The organism is Mycobacterium pinniadriaticum, from assembly GCF_026242045.1.
In the GTDB taxonomy this organism is placed as follows: domain Bacteria; phylum Actinomycetota; class Actinomycetes; order Mycobacteriales; family Mycobacteriaceae; genus Mycobacterium; species Mycobacterium pinniadriaticum.
The window spans coordinates 24,334-42,015 of the sequence record NZ_JAPJDO010000001.1; the positions used below are offsets into that span (position 1 = coordinate 24,334).

At 67.7% G+C, this 17,682-nt stretch carries 18 protein-coding genes; 11 read left to right on the forward strand and 7 right to left on the reverse strand.

The window, feature by feature from the left end; genetic code table 11:
- Window positions 1-6 precede the first annotated feature (6 nt).
- A complete protein-coding gene (locus ORI27_RS00100; RefSeq protein WP_265994823.1) occupies window positions 7-1,557 on the forward strand; it encodes an NCS1 family nucleobase:cation symporter-1 in 1,551 nt (516 codons plus the stop codon).
- Entirely contained in the window at window positions 1,554-2,282 is a 729-nt protein-coding gene (locus ORI27_RS00105) for an aspartate/glutamate racemase family protein (protein ID WP_323055512.1), read from the forward strand. The genes ORI27_RS00100 and ORI27_RS00105 overlap by 4 nt, the downstream gene beginning before the upstream one ends.
- Here ORI27_RS00105 and puuE read toward each other — a convergent pair.
- Genes puuE through ORI27_RS00120 form a run of 3 tightly spaced genes read right to left on the reverse strand, consistent with a single transcriptional unit; the run spans window position 2,252 to window position 4,879 of the window.
- Entirely contained in the window at window positions 2,252-3,169 is a 918-nt protein-coding gene (gene puuE, locus ORI27_RS00110) for an allantoinase PuuE (protein ID WP_265994821.1), read from the reverse strand. The genes ORI27_RS00105 and puuE overlap by 31 nt on opposite strands.
- Before the next feature lie 6 nt (window positions 3,170-3,175).
- On the reverse strand, window positions 3,176-4,213 hold the full coding sequence (gene alc, locus ORI27_RS00115; protein WP_265994820.1) for an allantoicase: 1,038 nt from the start codon (window positions 4,211-4,213) through the stop codon (window positions 3,176-3,178).
- 45 nt (window positions 4,214-4,258) lie between these two features.
- The gene (locus ORI27_RS00120) at window positions 4,259-4,879 is read right to left on the reverse strand and encodes a TetR/AcrR family transcriptional regulator (protein WP_265994819.1); all 621 of its coding nucleotides are present in this window, start codon (window positions 4,877-4,879) and stop codon (window positions 4,259-4,261) included.
- 78 nt (window positions 4,880-4,957) lie between these two features.
- Here ORI27_RS00120 and ORI27_RS00125 point away from each other — a divergent pair, with 78 nt between their 5' ends.
- Entirely contained in the window at window positions 4,958-5,824 is an 867-nt protein-coding gene (locus ORI27_RS00125; RefSeq protein ID WP_265994818.1) for an alpha/beta fold hydrolase, read from the forward strand.
- Here the strand turns inward: ORI27_RS00125 and ORI27_RS00130 are convergent.
- The 3 genes from ORI27_RS00130 to ORI27_RS00140 all read right to left on the reverse strand — a co-directional run bounded on the left by ORI27_RS00130 (window position 5,821) and on the right by ORI27_RS00140 (window position 7,950).
- Window positions 5,821-6,786 carry an alpha/beta hydrolase gene (locus ORI27_RS00130; RefSeq protein ID WP_265994817.1) on the reverse strand — a complete coding sequence of 322 codons (966 nt, stop codon included), beginning with the start codon at window positions 6,784-6,786 and terminating at the stop codon, window positions 5,821-5,823. The genes ORI27_RS00125 and ORI27_RS00130 overlap by 4 nt on opposite strands.
- Before the next feature lie 42 nt (window positions 6,787-6,828).
- Entirely contained in the window at window positions 6,829-7,365 is a 537-nt protein-coding gene (locus ORI27_RS00135) for a 2-oxo-4-hydroxy-4-carboxy-5-ureidoimidazoline decarboxylase (protein ID WP_265994816.1), read from the reverse strand.
- 96 nt (window positions 7,366-7,461) lie between these two features.
- On the reverse strand, window positions 7,462-7,950 hold the full coding sequence (locus ORI27_RS00140) for an inorganic diphosphatase (protein WP_265994815.1): 489 nt from the start codon (window positions 7,948-7,950) through the stop codon (window positions 7,462-7,464).
- Window positions 7,951-8,110: 160 nt separating this feature from the next.
- On the opposite strand from ORI27_RS00140, the gene dacB reads away from it, so the two are divergent.
- The 8 genes from dacB to ORI27_RS00180 all read left to right on the forward strand — a co-directional run bounded on the left by dacB (window position 8,111) and on the right by ORI27_RS00180 (window position 16,872).
- Complete coding sequence (gene dacB, locus ORI27_RS00145) at window positions 8,111-9,496, forward strand: D-alanyl-D-alanine carboxypeptidase/D-alanyl-D-alanine endopeptidase (protein ID WP_265994814.1); 1,386 nt, start codon at window positions 8,111-8,113, stop codon at window positions 9,494-9,496.
- Complete coding sequence (locus ORI27_RS00150; protein WP_265994813.1) at window positions 9,493-10,617, forward strand: zinc-dependent metalloprotease; 1,125 nt, start codon at window positions 9,493-9,495, stop codon at window positions 10,615-10,617. Before dacB ends, ORI27_RS00150 begins: the two co-directional genes overlap by 4 nt.
- Window positions 10,596-11,552 carry a tRNA lysidine(34) synthetase TilS gene (tilS, locus tag ORI27_RS00155; RefSeq protein WP_265994812.1) on the forward strand — a complete coding sequence of 319 codons (957 nt, stop codon included), beginning with the start codon at window positions 10,596-10,598 and terminating at the stop codon, window positions 11,550-11,552. Before ORI27_RS00150 ends, tilS begins: the two co-directional genes overlap by 22 nt.
- 30 nt (window positions 11,553-11,582) lie before the next feature.
- Window positions 11,583-12,158, forward strand: coding sequence for a hypoxanthine phosphoribosyltransferase (gene hpt, locus ORI27_RS00160; protein ID WP_265994811.1), 576 nt, complete (start codon window positions 11,583-11,585; stop codon window positions 12,156-12,158).
- Between the two features lie 236 nt (window positions 12,159-12,394).
- Window positions 12,395-15,400, forward strand: coding sequence for a DEAD/DEAH box helicase (locus ORI27_RS00165; RefSeq protein WP_265994810.1), 3,006 nt, complete (start codon window positions 12,395-12,397; stop codon window positions 15,398-15,400).
- A complete protein-coding gene (locus ORI27_RS00170; RefSeq protein WP_265994809.1) occupies window positions 15,393-16,217 on the forward strand; it encodes an SWIM zinc finger family protein in 825 nt (274 codons plus the stop codon). Before ORI27_RS00165 ends, ORI27_RS00170 begins: the two co-directional genes overlap by 8 nt.
- 11 nt (window positions 16,218-16,228) lie before the next feature.
- Entirely contained in the window at window positions 16,229-16,498 is a 270-nt protein-coding gene (locus ORI27_RS00175) for a plasmid mobilization protein (RefSeq protein WP_265994808.1), read from the forward strand.
- The gene (locus ORI27_RS00180; protein WP_265994807.1) at window positions 16,495-16,872 is read left to right on the forward strand and encodes a type II toxin-antitoxin system VapC family toxin; all 378 of its coding nucleotides are present in this window, start codon (window positions 16,495-16,497) and stop codon (window positions 16,870-16,872) included. Before ORI27_RS00175 ends, ORI27_RS00180 begins: the two co-directional genes overlap by 4 nt.
- Before the next feature lie 64 nt (window positions 16,873-16,936).
- Here ORI27_RS00180 and ORI27_RS00185 read toward each other — a convergent pair whose 3' ends face one another.
- Complete coding sequence (locus ORI27_RS00185; protein ID WP_265994806.1) at window positions 16,937-17,662, reverse strand: SIMPL domain-containing protein; 726 nt, start codon at window positions 17,660-17,662, stop codon at window positions 16,937-16,939.
- Window positions 17,663-17,682 lie beyond the last annotated feature (20 nt).

Genomic DNA, 17,682 nt, shown 5'->3' on the forward strand with positions numbered 1-17,682 from the left:
CCGGCCATGACCGACATCGACACAACCCAGAGTGCCAAAGTACTGCCGCCGGGCGCCGTTGTCGGCGCGGGCGACGTCGTCGAAGCGGCCGGTCACCCGGTTGGTGCTGGATTGATCAAACCGGGTTACGACCCGCGCCTGACCAACGAGGATCTGGCCCCGCTGCGCGATCAGCACTGGACTTCGTACAACATTTTCGCGTTCTGGATGTCCGACGTGCACAGCGTCGGCGGTTATGTCACGGCGGGCAGCCTGTTCGCGCTCGGCCTCGCGAGCTGGCAGGTTCTGGTCGCGCTGCTGATCGGCATCGTGATCGTCAACATCTTCTGCAACCTGGTCGCCAAGCCCAGCCAGACCACCGGCGTGCCGTATCCGGTGATCTGCCGCAGTGTCTTCGGCGTCCTGGGTGCGAACATTCCCGCCATCATCCGCGGTCTGATCGCGGTGGCCTGGTACGGCATCCAGACCTATCTCGCCTCGGCGGCGCTGGATGTCGTTCTGCTCAAACTATTTCCGGGGCTGGCACCGTACGCCGACGTCAATCAACACGGATTCGCAGGGCTGCCGTTCCTCGGCTGGGGCAGCTTCCTTCTGTTGTGGGTTCTGCAGGCCTGCGTCTTCTGGCGCGGCATGGAGTCGATCCGCAGGTTCATCGATTTCTGCGGTCCCGCGGTCTATGTGGTGATGTTCCTGCTCTGCGGTTACCTCATCTACAAAGCAGGTTGGGGAGCAATCGATCTCAACCTCGGTGAGGTGACCTACACGGGGTTCGATTCGGTTCCGGTCATGCTCGGCGCGATCGCGCTGGTGGTCTCCTACTTCTCCGGCCCGATGCTCAACTTCGGCGACTTCGCCCGCTACGGCAAGTCATTCGACGCGGTGAAGCGGGGGAACTTCCTCGGCCTGCCGGTCAACTTCCTGGTGTTCTCGATCCTGGTGGTCGTCACGGCGTCGCTGACGGTGCCGGTGTTCGGTGAGTTGATCACCGATCCGGTTGCGACGGTGGCGAGGATCGACTCGACATTCGCTATTGTGCTGGGCGCGTTGACGTTCACCATCGCCACGATCGGCATCAACATCGTCGCGAACTTCATCTCCCCGGCATTCGACTTCTCCAACGTGAGCCCGCAGCGGATCAGCTGGCGGGCGGGCGGCATGATCGCCGCGGTCGGTTCGGTGCTGATCACACCGTGGAACCTGTACAACAACCCGGAGGTCATCCACTACACGCTGGAGGTCCTCGGGGCGTTCATCGGCCCGCTGTTCGGTGTGCTCATCGGCCACTACTACCTCATCCACAAGCAGAAGGTGATCATCGACGACCTGTTCACCCTGGCCGAGGACGGAACCTACTGGTACAAGAAGGGGTACAACCCGGCTGCGGTCATCGCCACGGCGATCTCGGCACTGGTCGCAGTCATTCCCGTGCTGGCCGGCGGGGTGCCGGGCATGTACACCGCCGCGCAATACAGCTGGTTCATCGGGTGCGGGCTGGGGCTGGCGATCTACTACGGGCTCGCGACCCGCACCAAGCTGGCCGTCGCGCCGCTTCCGTGATGCGGATCTGGGTGATCAATCCCAACACCACCCGGGCGATGACCGACATGATCGCGCACTGCGGCCGGGCGGTCGCGGGGCCGGAGGTGATAATCACCGGCATCACCTCCGAGATCGGGCCGGAGTCGATCGAGAGCCACTACGACGAGGCTCTGTCGGTGCCGGGAGTGTTGCAAGCGGTCGAACGCGGGGAGCGAACAGGCGTCGACGGCTACGTGATCGCTTGTTTCGGAGATCCGGGCGTGGACGCCGCTCGCGAGGTCGCGACCGGGCCGGTCATCGGCATCGCCGAGGCCGCCATGCAGGCCGCCAGCCACCTGGGCACCGGCTTCAGCATCGTCACCACACTCGCGCGCACCATCGGGCAGTCGGCTCACCTCGCGGAGCGCTATGGGATGCAACGGTTCTGCCGTGGCATTCACGCCTGCGAAATCCCGGTACTGGAGCTGGATACCGACCCGAACGCCCGAAAGGTCATCGCCGAGGCCTGCCGCGAGGCGATCGAGGTCGACAGGTCCGACGCCGTGGTGCTGGGCTGCGCGGGAATGGCCGATATGTGCCGTGACCTCTCGGCCGAGCTGGGTGTGCCCGTGGTGGACGGGGTGAGCGCCGCGACACTGGCAGTGCAGTCTCTGGTGACGATGGGTTTGCGTACGTCGAAGCGGGGAGAGTACGCCCCGCCGCCGGTGAAGCGTTACTCGCCGGGAGCGCCGCCGGCGGGGTGAACCACGCGCCAGTGTTCGGCGATCTCGACGCGACGGGCGATCCACACCCCGTCGTGGGACTGGACGTGGTCGCAGAACCGCTCGAGCGCCGCCGTGCGGGCCGGGCGGCCGGCCAGTCGACAGTGCAGGCCGATCGAGAGCATCTTCGGCGCGCCCGCGCGGCCCTCCGCGTAGAGCACGTCGAACGCGTCACGCAGGTGGGCGAAAAACTCGTCGCCATTGGAAAACCCGGCAGGCGACGCGAACCGCATGTCGTTGGTATCGAGGGTGTAGGGCACGACGAGATGGTTCTGATCGTGCACGCGCACCCAGTAGGGCAGGTCGTCGGCGTAGGAGTCGGAATCGTAGACGAAGCCGCCGTGCTCGACGACCAGCTCGCGGGTGTGCGGTGAGTCGCGGCCGGTGTACCAGCCCAGCGGCGCGACGCCGGTGAGTTCGGTCAGGATCTGCACCGCCTCAGCCATGTGGGCGCGCTCGGTGTCCCGGTCGACCAATTGATAGGACTTCCATCGCAGTCCGTGGCAGGCGATTTCATGGCCGAGCTCACCGAATGCGGCCGCCGCCTCAGGGTTTCGTTGCATGGCCAGTGCGACCGCGAAGATGGTCAGCGGAATGCCGCGCCGCTCGAACACCCGAAGTACCCGCCACAGCCCGGCACGTGAGCCGTACTCGTAGAGTGATTCCATGCTCTTGTGCCGGTCCGGGAAGGGCTCGGCGGGGGTTATCTCCGATAGAAACGTCTCCGAGGCCGCGTCACCGTCGAGAACGGAATTTTCCGCTCCCTCTTCATAATTGAGCACGAACTGCACCGCGATGGCGGCGTCGCCGGGCCATTTCGGGTGCGGGGGCGTGCGGCCGTAGCCGATCATGTCTCTCGGATAGCTCATGTCGGGTCAGGCGCTTGCCGCCCACCTCTCCTTGACGCGGGACAACCCCTCGTCGGTCAGCCGGCCGAACAGCCGCAGCCGCGCCATACCACCGTCGGGATAGATGTCCAGGCGAGCGTCGGTGACCGGCTGATCGGCGGCCAGCAAGAACCGATGCCTGGTGTCGGGTTGCAGCGCAGTGGTTCCCAACAGCTCGAACCACTCGCCGTCGTCCTCGCGCCCCATCAGCCGGGCGGCGCCGGGAGAGTTGCCGACGAAATACGACGTGTCCAGCTCTGCTGCGGTCAACACGCCCTGGCTGGCCAGCCGGATCTGAACCCAGTCGTTGCCGGCGTCGCGGCGGCGCGAAGTCTCCCAGCCCTCGCCCATCGTGCGGGCTGTGCCGGGCAGCAGCAGATTGTTGGGGGAGGAGTAGAACATGTTCGAACACGCCGTCACCCGGGCACCGTTTTCCAGGGCGGCGAGATCCAGTGGCATCCCATCGGCCAGCCGCGGATCGAGCAGGCCTTCGCCGTGCACCCGAAACCGGGCCACGCCGCCGTCGGGATAAATCGACAGTCGGACGTGGGTCCAGCGGCGGGAAGAGTTGACCTTGAACGGATTCCGCGTGTCGCCGTTGACGCTGACGCGTTCGACAATGGTGGTCCAATCGGTCTGCTGCACCAGGTCCTCGACGTTCGGATAGCCCTCGACGCAGGCCGCCTCGACCGAGATCTGTGGCGGGTAGTTACCGGTGAACCATGCGGTGTCGACCACCACGCCGCCCACGATGGCCGGCACCGCCAGTCGCACGATGGCGGTGTCGCAATCGTCGGGCCCGGCGCTGCGGCGCCGCCGGGTCTCCCAGCCGTCGTAGATCTGCCCCTTGTGCCCGAACGTGGCCGGACGGAACTCCGCCGGTTGCGGTTGGATCAGGTTCTCCCGCTCGGCGAACAGGTCGTCATTGGCCCACAACACCGCGCCGCCGGCCGGCCGGGCCGCCAGATCGGGGAGCGAGAGGAAGTGGGGATGCGCCCGTGTTGAGTCCTGCGCGCCGCCGATCACCTCACGAGCCTATGTGACCACCCAGGATTCGGCTCGGATAGGCGATCACCCGGCCGGGCGGTCATGGCCGGCGAGCATGCCGTTCACGATTCCGTGCAGTGCCGTGCGGACCTCGGCCCCGGTGATTTCGGGCTCCGCGGAATTGGCGATGGTCATCGCCGCGGCGTCGAGCGCGCCGATGAGGATATGCGCCAGCGGACGTACCGGCTGGGTCCGGAGTTCGCCGGCGTCCATGGCCGCCTGTAGCAGCTGTTCGGTCATGCCCAGGCTGTAGCGCTCGGCGACGTCTCGAAAACCGTCCCAGCCCAGGATATTCGGTGCGTCGAGCAGTATCAGCTGACGGATTTCCCGCTCGGCGCTGATATCCAGCCAGGCATCCACCGCCGCGTGCAGCGCCGCCGCCGGGGTAGACGGTTGCCTGGCGAGGGTGGCCGCCGCGAGCCGGCTCATCACATCGGCCTCGACGGCCTCGACGACATCGAGGAACAGCGCCGCCTTGTCGGCGTACTGGTGATACATCGCACCACGGGTGACGCCCGCCCGCTGGGCGATCTCCGGCGTGCCGACCTCGGCATAGCCGCGCTCACCCCAGAGCTCGCGCGCGGCCTTGCGCAACGCCTCCTGGGTCGTGGCGGACCGCTCCGCCTGGGTGCGTCTGATCGTCATGTCTTGTTTTCCATACACCCTGTCGGTATTTTACATGCAGACTGTCTGTTTGTTTGTTCGCTATCAAGGGAGATTGTCATGGACACCGTAGATCTCGGCGGCGGAACCATCCATTACGAAACGGCTGGACCGTCCACCGGCCGGCCGGTCGTCTTCATCCACGGCTATGCGATGGGTGGGTCGCTGTGGCGGCCGTTGAGCGCCCGGCTGGCGCGGGACGGCCTGCGGTGCATCGCGCCGACCTGGCCGCTCGGTGCACACCAGCAGGCGATGCGGCCGCCAGCGGACATGTCCATGCGGGGCGTCGCGGCCATGGTCGCCGAATTTCTCGACGTGGCCGGGCTCGATGACGTCGTGCTGGTCGGAAACGACACCGGCGGGGCGGTCGCCCAGGTGGTTGTGACCGAGTTCCCGGAGCGGGTCGGCGCCCTGGTTCTCACCAGTTGTGACGCGTTCGAACATTTTCCGCCGCCGATCCTGGCGCCGTTGATCACCGCGGCCAAGGTGCCGCTGCTCTTCCGCGCGGCCGTGCAGGTCATGCGATCGGCGACGGTGCGTCGTCGGGCATATGGCGGGCTGGCCCACTGCAATCTGGACGCGCTGACGGCCGAATGGACCCACCGGGCGATCCGCGATCGAGCGATCACCGAAGACCTGCGCCGATTCACCGGATCGCTGCACCGCCGGACCACCCTCGAGGCCGCCGCGCGGCTGCCGGTGTTCACCAGACCGGCACTCATCGCCTGGTCGGCCGATGACGTGTTCTTCCCGCAGGCCGATGGCCGCAGGCTCGCCGAAGCCCTGCCGTGCTCGCGACTGGAGTTCATCGAGGGCGCACGAACGTTCTCGATGCTGGATGCGCCCGATGTACTGGCCGAGTTGATCGCGGAGTTCGCAACGGCTGCAGACCCGGTCGGCCGCCCGAGCGGTGTCGACCGGTGCTAGATCGCCGAAAGTCTGCGGATCCGATCGGCGGTCACCCGCGCCGACACCGCGGCCGTGGGTGCCAGCGCCTCAAAGGCGTGTGGACAACCGGGATGCACATGCAGTTCGGTCGGCACACCCGCAGCGGAGAGCCTTACCGCATAGGCAATGTCCTCATCGCGGAAGATGTCGAGATCGCCGACGTCGATATAGGTCGGAGGCAGCCCGGCCAGGTCCGGTGCGCGGGCGGGGGCGGCGTAGCGCGACACGTCGTCACTCCCGGCGCGATCGCCGAGTAGCGCGCCCCACCCGGTGATGTTGTCGTCGTAGGTCCACGTCAGCGACTCCGGTGCCAGCTGCGGATCCGGGGCGACGGTGCGGTCGTCGAGCATCGGGTAGATCAGCAGCTGCGCTGCCAGCGCGGGGCCGCCGCGGTCGCGGGCCAGCAGGCTCACGCCCGCTGCCAGCCCCCCGCCGGCGCTGTCCCCGGCCACCGCCAGCCGGGTGGCGTCGGCGCCCAGGGTCGCGGCGTTCTCCGCGAGCCAGCACAGTGCCGCGTAGCAGTCCTCGACCGGTGTCGGGTTCGGATGTTCCGGCGCGACACGGTAATCCACCATCAGCATCGGGACGCCGGAGGCCGCGACGTAGGAGCGGACGGCCGCGTCGTAGCCCGGCCCGGTCTCGGTCAGGCCGTGGATCATCCCGCCGCCGTGCAGGTAGAGCGCGGCACTACCGGGCAGCCGCCCGTGGGAGGGGTAGTACCACGCCAGGTCCAGCTCCGCGCCGTCACCGGTGGTCAACGTGTGGCGTGTCACCTCGACGCCGGGTACGTGGCCGCGAAGATCGGCGAGAAGTTGAAAGAGCGGGACGATCCGTTCCCGGCGGGTGGCGATGTCGCCGATCGCGGGAGGATCGAGTTCGGCGGCCGCCTCCATTATCGGCGCGAGCAGGGTCTGCACTTCGGGATCCATCGGCAGGGCCACGCTTGCCAACCCTAGGCGCTGCGAAAGCGCCGCCGTGACGGATCAGCCCCAGTTGTCGTAGCCGCCCTCGGGGCCGAGCATCCGCTCGAGCCGACTGCGGTTGATCCGGGCCAGTTCGTTGCGCACGACCTTGCGTTCGGTCTCGGGATCGTGGTGCATCCGGTCGTGGACCGCTGCGATGACGGACTGGGCGCAGACGTCGGGGGCCAGCCCACCGATGTGCATGACGAAGTCGAAGCCGAACAGGTCGGCGTAGTCCTTGACCGCCGCGGTGAGTTCGGCCATGACGTCGGGGCATTCGTCCCACACCGAGCATTGCTCGGCCTGCGACTTGGTGCTGCGCGGGCGACGCCCGACGTGCGGGTAGGCCTGCAGGATGTCGTCGACCGAGGACTCCGACAGCGAGAACAGCAGGGCGTCCGCGCGGCGGAACAGGGCGTTGTGGTCGGCGTACGGGCGACCGCGTGCCAAGTCGCGCGCCAAGGTCACGCTGTTGCAGCATTCGTAGAGCGCATGCACGGCCTTGCTGTCCGGCAGCTCGTTGAAGGCCTCGAGACCGATGCCCTGGTGCATCAACACCAACTCATCATCGAAAAGGCAAAGCACAACCGCGTTACCGATTGTTACGGGCAGGCAAATTCTCTGCCCGGAGTCTTCGGCGGTCCTGCGCGCCCGTCAGTGGCCTTCGGTGGCGAAGCGCTCCCGTGAGCGCTCCACCTCGGCCTCGGCCTCGGCCCGCCCGACAAAGTCCGCGGCCTTCACGAACTTGCCCGGTTCGAGGTCTTTGTAGTGCACGAAGAAGTGCTTGATCGCCTCCAGCTCGAAGCTGGACACGTCACCGATGTCGGTGATGTGATCCCACCGCGGGTCGCCCGCCGGCACGCAGAGCACCTTGTCGTCGCCGCCGGCCTCGTCGACCATCTTGAACATGCCCACCGGTCGGGCCTCCACGATCACTCCGGGAAACACCGACTGTGGCAGCAGCACCATCGCGTCCAGCGGGTCGCCGTCCTCGCCCAAAGTGTCCTCGATGAAGCCGTAATCGGCGGGGTAGGCCATCGGGGTGTACAGGTGGCGATCCAGGCGGACCCGCCCGGTCTCGTGGTCGACCTCGTACTTGTTGCGCTGGCCCTTCGGGATCTCGATGGTGACGTCGAACTGCACCGCGCGACTCCTTAACTCTGCTTCCGGTCGCCCGGGCCGATCCCCGGGTCGCTTCGCTCTGCCCGCCGGCCCCGGCGATGCGGCCTAACCCTAACGCCAGCGATAACCTGCGCTACAGGGTGGTTGGGCACAATGAGACGAAACGAAAGTCAGGAGAGTGATGAGGCCGACCCGGTGGCGGCACTCCACGCATGTGGTGCTCGCCGTTGCGGTGATGGCACTGGTCGCCGCCCTGGTGGCGGCGGGCGCTTTCCTGACCCGCGGCGGTGACACCAGCAGCGCGCAGGCCCCGCCCGCCCACCCGTTGGTGACCGCCAACCCCGGTGTCATCCCGGTGGCGGACGCCGCCCCGGTGCCCACCGCGGCGGGGATGACCGCGGCGCTGGCTGCCCCCGTCGCCGACCCCAACCTCGGCAATGTGACCGGCCGGATCACCGACGCGCAGACCGGCCGGCAGATCTGGGAGCACCGCTCCGATCTGCCGCTGCTGCCGGCCTCGACCAACAAGGTGCTCACCACCGGTGCCGCCCTGTTGACGCTGGACCGCGACGAACGGGTCACCACCACCGTCGTCGCCGCCGATCAGACCCGTCAGCCCGGTGTCGTGGTGCTCGTCGGCGGCGGTGACCCGGTGCTGTCGGCCGCCCCGCCGGGCCAGCAGACCTGGTATCGCGGTGCGGCCCGCATCAGTGATCTCGCCGACCAGGTCCGCAAGAGCGGCATCACCGCCACGGCGGTACAGGTGGACGTCTCGCTGTTCACCGGACCCGATTTCGCGCCGGGCTGGGATCCCGCCGACATCGAGGGCGGTGACATCGCGCCCATCCAGCCGGTGATGATCGACGCCGGTCGCACTCAGCCGACCACCGTGGACTCGGCTCGTTCCAAGACACCCGCGCTCGACGCCGGCCGTGCGTTGGCCAGCGCGCTGGGTGTCGACCCGGCGAAGGTCACGTTGGCCGCCGCCCCGCCGACCGGCCGCCAGCTCGCGTCGGTGCAGTCGGCACCGCTGATCGAACGGCTGCGACAGATGATGAACGCCTCCGACAACGTGATGGCCGAGTCGATCGGCCGCGAGGTGGCCAAGGCGAGTGGCCGCCCGGTGAGCTTCGCCGGCGCCGTCGACGCGGTGACCAGCCACCTGGCCGGCGTCGGCGTGGATATGACGGGGGCGGCTTTGGTGGATTCCAGTGGGCTGTCGCTGCTCGACCGATTGACCGCCAAGACCCTCGACGAGGTGGTCAACGCCGCGGCCGGCCCCGATCTCCCGGCTATGCGTCCGCTGCTGGACCTGCTTCCGATCGCCGGCGGCAGCGGAACCCTGTCGGATCGATTCCTCGGCGGTGACCCCAAGCAATCGTCGGCCGGCTGGCTACGTGCCAAGACCGGGTCGCTGACCGCCGTCAACTCGCTGGCCGGGATCGTCACCGACGCCAACGGCCGGGTGCTGACGTTCGCCTTCATCTCCAACGACGCCGGCCCGACGGGTCGGGTCGCCCTCGACACCCTGGCCGGGGTCCTGCGCACCTGCGGATGTGGCTCATGAGCGGCGGAGCGAGTAGCGAACGCGGATCGCGCATCGACACGGCGCAGCTGACCGTCGGGCGGGCCGTCGACTGGGCGTTCGCCGGGAACGTGGGCGCCTGGCTGGCCCGGCCCGGCCCGGTCTCCACCGACTACACCCGCAACCAGGCCATCGACGAGCTGGCCGCCGCCGCCCGAAAAGCCGAAGCCCCGGTCCGCGAGGTCACCCGGATGGGTGGCGACGGACCCGTGGCCGACGCGCGCATCGTCGACCGGCAGGGCTGGATCCGGGCGGCCTCGGACTCGATGCGGGTGATGACCGGTGGCACCCATACGCCCAGCAACGCCATCACCGGGCGGGTCACCGGTGCCCAGACCGGCGCGGTGCTGGCCTTCATCTCCTCGGGCATCCTCGGCCAGTACGACCCGTTCGCCGAAGCCGGCGGCCCCGACGACGGCCTGCTGCTGCTGGTCTACCCGAACGTCATCGCCGTCGAGCGCCAGCTGCGCGTCGCGCCGGCCGATTTCCGGCTGTGGGTGTGCCTGCACGAGGTGACTCACCGGGTGCAGTTCTCCGCCAATCCCTGGCTAGCTCAACACATGTCGCAGGCGTTGGGGGTGCTGACCTCCGATGCGGGCGACGATGTGACGCAGGTGGTGGCCCGGCTGGCGGAGTACGTCAAGAAGCGCCGGCGGGCAGGAGCGCAGCGACCCGGGGATGAACCGCGTACGGGTGATCTCGGGCCCAACGACTCGGGCATCCTCGGGTTCATGCGCGCGGTGCAGTCCGAGCCCCAGCAGGCGGCGCTGGATCAGCTGCTGGTGTTGGGCACCCTGCTCGAAGGCCATGCCGACCACGTCATGGACGCGGTCGGCCCGGCCGTCGTGCCGTCGGTGCAGACCATCCGCAACCGGTTCGACCAGCGCCGCCAGCGCAAGCAGCCGCCGCTTCAGCGGCTGCTGCGGGCGCTGCTCGGGGTGGACGCCAAGCTCAGCCAGTACACCCGCGGCAAGGCGTTCGTCGACCACGTGGTGGACCGGGTTGGGATGGACCGGTTCAACGTGGTGTGGACGAGCGCGCAGACGCTGCCGCTGCCCGACGAGATCGAAAACCCGCAGCAGTGGATCGACCGGGTGCTGTAGCCGCCCTGCGGGCCACCGTGGCCGGCTTCGCGGCGGACTGCCTGCCCGGCGCCACATCGTGGTGCGTGGCGTTGTCCGGTGGCCCGGATTCGCTGGCGTTGGCGGCCGCGGCCGCCGCGCGCCTGCCGACGACCGCGCTGATCGTCGACCATGGCCTGCAGCCCGGCTCGGAGCGGGTCGCCGAGATCGCGCGCCGGCAGGCGCACGACCTCGGCTGTGTGGACGCGCAGGTGCTGCGGGTGCGGGTCGGCACCGACGGCGGCCCGGAGGCCGCCGCCCGCGCCGCCCGCTACGCCGCCCTGGATCGCGCCCGGGGCCAGGCGCCGGTGCTGCTCGCGCACACCCTCGACGACCAGGCCGAGACGGTGCTGCTCGGGCTGGGCCGCGGTTCGGGCACGCGATCGATCGCCGGCATGCGGGCGTGCGACCCGCCGTGGTTCCGCCCGCTGCTGGGGGTGCGCCGCGGCGTCACCCACGCCGCCTGCGCCGAATTGGGGCTCACCCCGTGGGACGACCCGCACAACCACGACTCCCGCTTCACCCGGGTCCGGTTGCGCAGCGAGGTGCTGCCGCTGCTCGAGGACGTGCTCGGCGGCGGGGTCGCCGAGGCGCTCGCCCGCACCGCCGCCGCGCTGCGCGAGGACACCGACGCCCTCGACGCGCTGGCGGAGGCGGCTCTGGAGAGCAGCGAGGACACTCTGGCCGTCGCTTCCCTGGCCGCTCTGCCGGCGGCGGTGCGGCGACGGGTGATCCGCGGCTGGCTGCTGCGGGGTGGGGCGGCCAACCTGACCGACAAGCAGATCCGCGCGGTGGACGCGCTGGTCACAGCGTGGCATGGCCAGGGCGGGGTGGCTGTCGGCTCGGATCTGCGGCAGCAAAGGCTGTTCGCGGCCCGCCGCGACGGCCGGCTGACGATGTACTCGCAACCGGTGTGATTGGTTGTTTAGCCCTGGTCATGGCACAGTGTGGTCGTGTCGGCGCACGAGCTGTACCCCGGGGACATCAAATCGGTCCTGTTGTCCGAAGATCAGATTCACGCCCGCACGGCTGAACTGGCCGATCGTGTCGGAGAGGACTACGGCCACACGCTGGGCGGTCAGGACCTGCTTCTGCTGACCGTTCTCAAGGGGGCGGTGATGTTCGTCACCGATCTCGCCCGAGCAATCCCGTTGCCCACCCAGTTGGAGTTCATGGCCGTCAGCTCCTACGGGTCGTCGACGTCGTCTTCGGGTGTGGTCCGCATCCTCAAGGACCTCGACCGCGACATCCACGACCGCGACGTGCTGATCGTCGAGGACATCGTCGACTCCGGGCTGACACTGTCGTGGCTGCTGCGCAACCTCGCCACCCGCCACCCCAAATCGCTGCGGGTGTGCACACTGCTACGCAAGCCCGACGCGGTGCGCGCCGACGTCGACATCGCCTACGTCGGGTTCGACATCCCCAACGAGTTCGTGGTCGGCTACGGCCTGGACTACGCCGAGCGCTACCGGGATCTGCCGTTCATCGGAACGCTGGAGCCGAGGGTCTACCAGCCCTAGCCCGCGCATCGCCCAAACCGACGTTTGAGCGCGAGAGTCCGAGTGAATTAAGCCATTTCGTCGATCTCGTTGCGTCGTATGCTGTGGCCCGTGAGACCAATTGGCCGATTGAGGCGCGAGTGGCGGAGGGAATGAGCGATCAATTCTGCTAATCCGGTGGACACGGCGCGGCGCTGCTCCGCCCCGTGATCCACTGAGTAGCCTGGCCCCAACTCATTCCGGAAAGTGACGTCTCGATGCTGGTTGTGCACGGATCCTGGTCGGACGGCAGCTTGTGTCTATGGGGCGAGGACCCGCACCGCCCGGTGAAAAGTGCCAGCCAGGCCTTGCGGTCGGCACGGCCCCATCCGTTCGCCATTCCCGCCGACCGGCTCGGCGAGATCTACATCGGTAAACACGGCAGCGCCGACCTGCAGTTGCCGTCACTACGCAGCTCTCCGCTGGACTCACCGGAACTGCTGCGTGTCACTCCGCGCCCCCCGGCGCACAGCCGACCCGCGCTGCTGCCGTGGACGGTGCCGGTCGTCGCCGTCCCCTCGGCTGACGCTCTAACCATTCTCGACGATCCGGCAGCCGGTGTGCGCTACGGGACCTCGGCAGCCTACTTTCTCGTCGATATCGCCAATTTTGCGCGAATGTTGTTGTCGCGCGGCCGGATTGTTCCGGCGCTCGAGTACGCCGACGGTGTGCCGGTCGCGTTCTGGCGGCCGGTAGTGCAAGGCGCGGATGTGATGGAACTGAACGCGCTCACCACTGCGATGCCGCCGGTGTGTCGGGCCGCGGTGGGCGCGCCGGGCGCGTACGAAATCGTGACGGCGGCCTTGACCGGCTTCGTCGACGTGTTGGCGCGCGCCGTCATGCCGCCGGCTGACCTCTTGCTGCCGCCGCGCCGCGGTCGCCGTCTCAAACGGCTCCCGGCGGCCGAAGCCTGGTTGACGGCACTGACCACCCCGGACGGCGGGTTCGAGGCGGATCCGGACGAGCTCGACACGCTGAGCGAGGCGCTCGCACCGTGGGATCAGATCGGGATCGAAGATCCGGGCCCCGCGCGCGCGGTCTTCCGGGTCTCCGACGGTGACGACGACAAGGCGGACTGGCGGCTGGAGTTCCTACTGCGATCAGTCGCCGACCCCAGCCTGCTGGTATCCGCAGAGCAGGCCTGGGATGACGACGGCATGCTGAGTCGCTGGCTGGACCGCCCCGAGGAACTGCTGCTGGCCGAGCTGGGACGGGCGGTACGGATATTCCCGGAACTGGCCGCCGGCCTGCGCACCGCCCGGCCCTGTGGGATCGATCTGGACATCGACGGCGCCTACCACTTTCTGTCCGCTGTCGCACCGTTGCTCGACGACGCCGGGTTCGAGGTGCTGCTGCCGTCGTGGTGGGACCCGCGCCGCAGGCTCGGGCTGGCGGTGTCGGCATCCACCCCGGTCGACGGTGTGGTGGAGACCGCCAGCCGGTTCGGCCGTGAGCAGCTCATCGACTTCCGGTGGGAACTCGCCGTCGGCGACGACACGCTGACCGAGGACGAGATCAACGCGCTCTCCCAGACCAAGGCTCCGCTGATCCGGCTACGCGGTCAGTGGGTTTCGGTGGATCCCGAGCAGCTGCGTCGCGGCCTGGAGTTCCTCGAAGCCAACCCCACCGGCCAGGCCGGCACCGGTGAGATCCTGGCGCTGGCGGCCGGTCAGTCCGTCGATGCGCCACTGGAGATCACCGCGGTGCGCGCCGACGGTTGGCTCGGAGATCTGCTGAACGGGGTTGCAGCGCAATCACTTCAACCACTGCATCCGCCGCCCGGGTTCAGGGCGACGCTGCGGCCATATCAGCAACGCGGGCTGTCATGGCTGGCGTTCCTGTCCTCGCTGGGGCTGGGTAGCTGCTTGGCCGATGACATGGGTCTGGGTAAGACGGTGCAGCTGCTGGCGCTGGAGGCCACCCAGCGCCATGACCATCCCGATACCGCATCGACACTGCTGATCTGCCCGATGTCACTGGTGGGCAACTGGCAACGTGAGGCCGCGAAATTCGCACCAGCACTGCGGGTTTACGCCCATCACGGTACCGCGCGGCTGCACGGGGACGAGCTGTCCGAACAGCTGGAGGCTACCGACCTGATCGTCACTACCTACGCGACCGCCGCCCGCGACATCGACGAGCTCGCCGACTATCAGTGGAACCGCGTGGTGCTCGACGAGGCGCAGGCAGTCAAGAACAGCCTGTCCCGCGGCGCCAAGGCGGTGCGCAGGTTTCACGCCGAGCATCGGGTAGCGCTCACCGGAACCCCGGTGGAGAACCGGCTCGCCGAATTGTGGGCCGTGATGGACTTTCTCAACCCCGGACTGCTCGGCTCGCCGGAGGTATTCAAGGCCCGCTACGCCGTCCCAGTGGAGAAGTATGGCCAGACCGAACCGGCGGAACGGCTGCGCAGGATCACCCGTCCTTACATTCTGCGACGACTCAAGACCGACCCGAACATCATCGACGATCTGCCGGAGAAGATCGAAACCAAACAGTACTGCCGGCTGACCGTCGAACAGGGGTCGCTGTACCGTTCCATCGTCGACGAAATGATGGAGAAGATCGAGAACACCGACGGAATCGCCCGCCGCGGCAACGTTTTGGCAGCGATGACCAAACTCAAACAGGTCTGCAATCATCCTGCGCAACTGTTGCACGACCGGTCGGTGATCGGGGCCCGCTCTGGCAAGGTGACACGCCTCGAAGAGATTCTAGAAGAGATACTAGCCGAAGGAGATCGGGTGCTGTGCTTCACTCAGTTCACCGAATTCGCCGAGATGCTGGCACCGCATCTGGCCGCTCGGTTCGGCCAGGATGTGGCGTACCTGCACGGCCGCACCCCGAAGAAGCGCCGCGATGAGATGGTGGCCCGGTTCCAGGCCGGTGAGGGGCCGTCGATCTTCCTGTTGTCGTTGAAGGCCGGCGGCACCGGCCTGACCCTGACGGCCGCCAATCATGTTGTGCACTTGGACCGGTGGTGGAACCCGGCGGTGGAGAACCAGGCAACCGACCGCGCGTTCCGAATCGGACAGAAGAAGTCGGTTCAGGTCAGCAAGTTCATCTGCACCGGCACCCTGGAGGAGCGTATCGACGACATGATCGAACAGAAGAGGGCGCTGGCCGATCTGGTGGTCGGCGACGGAGAGGGCTGGCTAACCGAATTGTCCACTGGTGACTTGCGAAAGCTGTTCACTCTGTCGGAGGGAGCCATCGGTGAGTAACTGGTATCCCGCGACGCGGCCGCGACCGGCTGACGGGCTCAAGGCCCGCAGCACGCGCGGGCAGATCGGCCAGACCTGGTGGTCGCAGCGGTTCATCGAGGTGCTCGAAGCGATGGGGATGGGTAGCCGGCTGCAGCGGGGCAAGAATTACGCTCGCCGCGGACAGGTGATCTCGCTGGAGGTGGCCCCTGGCCTGGTGAGCGCACAGGTTCAGGGCAGCCGGGCGCGCCCCTATCGGGTGCGCATCGGGATCGTCGCCTTCGACAAGGGGCAGTGGGCGCAGATTGAGGGCGCACTGGCCGAAAACGCCTTGTTTGCAGCGGCATTGCTGGCCGGCGAGATGCCTGGGGACATCGAGGGCGTCTTCGATTCGGTGGGGTTGGCGTTGTTCCCGGGGAAGGAGCGCGAGCTATCGCTAGACTGCTCCTGCCCCGACGATGCGGTGCCGTGCAAGCATCTCGCGGCGACGTTCTACCTGATGGCCGAGGCGTTCGACGAGGATCCGTTCGTCATCCTCGCCTGGCGCGGACGCGAACGCGATGATCTTCTGGAGAACCTGGCCGCGGCCCGCTCCGGCCGCCCGGCGGCCGACCGCGCTTTGCCGACAGGCCCAGCGCTTGCCGACTGCCTCGATTCGTTCTTCGTGCGCCAGAACGCTATTCCCGTGTCGCGTCCACCGGTGAGCGCATCGACGGCGTTACTCGACGAGCTACCGGAGGTGGCGGTCAACGTGCGTGGGCGGGGGCTGGCCGAGCTTCTGCGGCCGGGGTATGCGGGGCTGGCGGCGACTGATAGCTCCAGCGCCACGGATGTGTAGGATTTCTACACATGAGTCGTCGTGTTCAGGTCATCCTTTCTGAAGCCGAGCGCGAAGCGTTTCGTCAGCAGGCTGCGGCGAACAAGATGTCGCTGAGCACCTGGTTGCGCGAGGCCGGATTGAAACAGCTCGCGGCCGAGGAGACCGGACCGCTGCGGACAGTGGCAGAACTGCGCGAGTTCTTCGGGTCGCTGCCCGACGAACCGGGTGTCGAGCCGGACTGGGATGAACACGTTCGGGTGATAGCGGAGTCGCGGCGACGCGGTTCATCGGCTTCGTGATCTTCGTCGATACGAACGTCTTCATGTACGCCGTAGGGCGTGAGCATCCGCTACGCCGACCAGCTCGGGACTTCTTCGAGCACAGTGTCGAGCGACATCGCCGGCTCGTCACATCGGTGGAGGTCCTGCAAGAACTGCTGCACGCATACATTCCTGCGGATCGAATTGACACTCTGGATGCGGCGCTGACGCTGGCTCGATCGCTGACCGAGATCTGGTCGATTGAGGAGTCCGACGTCGCGCACGCTCGAGCGCTGTGTGACCGCTACCGAGCGCTCGGTGCGCGCGACTTCCTTCACCTTGCCTGTTGCCAGCGGCGAGGTGTCACCGAAATCAAGACCTTCGACCGCGCTTTGGCCAGCGCGTTCGGCTGAGTGAGAGCTCAGGTCACCTTGTGCGCGACTGAAGTGCAGAAACTAGCTTTGTCGGCGTGCTCGACTAGTCGAGCTCCCAGACCGCCGTCACCGAGAAACTCACCGTCTGCTGGCCCGGTTCCAGCGGAACCGCACTGGCCACCGCGCCGCGCGGCACCGGCATCGGCGTCGGCGGCGGCGGGGACCCGCCCGGCGCTTCCGAGATCGAGATGATCTTGCCCAGCGACAGCCCGGACAGATCGGCGTACTGCTGCGCGCGTTGCTTGGCGTCGTTGAAAGCCCGCGCCCTGGCGTCGGTGACCAGCTTGGAGTCGTCCTCGATCGAGTAGCTCACCGAGTTGATCCGGGTGGCGTCACCACCGGCGCTCACGACATTGGCCAACACCTGCGAAGCGGTGTCGAGTTTGCGGATCTTGATCTGGAGGGAGTTGCTAGCGCGGTAGCCGGTGATCGCGGTGCCGTCGCTGCCGTACTGCGGCTGCAGGCTGACCTGGGTGGTGCTGATGTCCTTGGCGTCGACGCCGCTGGCGTTGAGCGCATTCAGCACCGAGTTCTGCCGGTCGTTGGCCTGGTTCATCGCGGCGGTGACATCGCTGGCCGCGGCCTCGACGCTGACGTCGGCGGTCAACGTGTCGGGCACACCCTGCACCTCGCCGGCCCCGACGACGGTGACCTGCCGCGGAGTGCTGCTGACCGGGCTCGCGGGCGCGGAATCGCAGCCGGTGAGCACCGCGGCGGCGGCACCCATCGCGGCCAGGGCAACAACGACACGACGTCTCGCGATCGGCATGGGTGACACCGTAGCGTGCG

Bases quoted from the DNA above. Each gene is read 5' to 3' on its own strand.
- ORI27_RS00100 (WP_265994823.1), top strand. From the start codon at position 7: ATGACCGACATCGACACAACCCAGAGTGCCAAAGTACTGCCGCCGGGC.
- ORI27_RS00185 (WP_265994806.1), bottom strand. From the start codon at position 17,662: ATGCCGATCGCGAGACGTCGTGTCGTTGTTGCCCTGGCCGCGATGGGT.
- dacB (WP_265994814.1), top strand. From the start codon at position 8,111: ATGAGGCCGACCCGGTGGCGGCACTCCACGCATGTGGTGCTCGCCGTT.
- ORI27_RS00125 (WP_265994818.1), top strand. From the start codon at position 4,958: ATGGACACCGTAGATCTCGGCGGCGGAACCATCCATTACGAAACGGCT.
- puuE (WP_265994821.1), bottom strand. From the start codon at position 3,169: ATGAGCTATCCGAGAGACATGATCGGCTACGGCCGCACGCCCCCGCAC.
- ORI27_RS00175 (WP_265994808.1), top strand. From the start codon at position 16,229: ATGAGTCGTCGTGTTCAGGTCATCCTTTCTGAAGCCGAGCGCGAAGCG.
- ORI27_RS00165 (WP_265994810.1), top strand. From the start codon at position 12,395: ATGCTGGTTGTGCACGGATCCTGGTCGGACGGCAGCTTGTGTCTATGG.
- ORI27_RS00150 (WP_265994813.1), top strand. From the start codon at position 9,493: ATGAGCGGCGGAGCGAGTAGCGAACGCGGATCGCGCATCGACACGGCG.
- ORI27_RS00120 (WP_265994819.1), bottom strand. From the start codon at position 4,879: ATGACGATCAGACGCACCCAGGCGGAGCGGTCCGCCACGACCCAGGAG.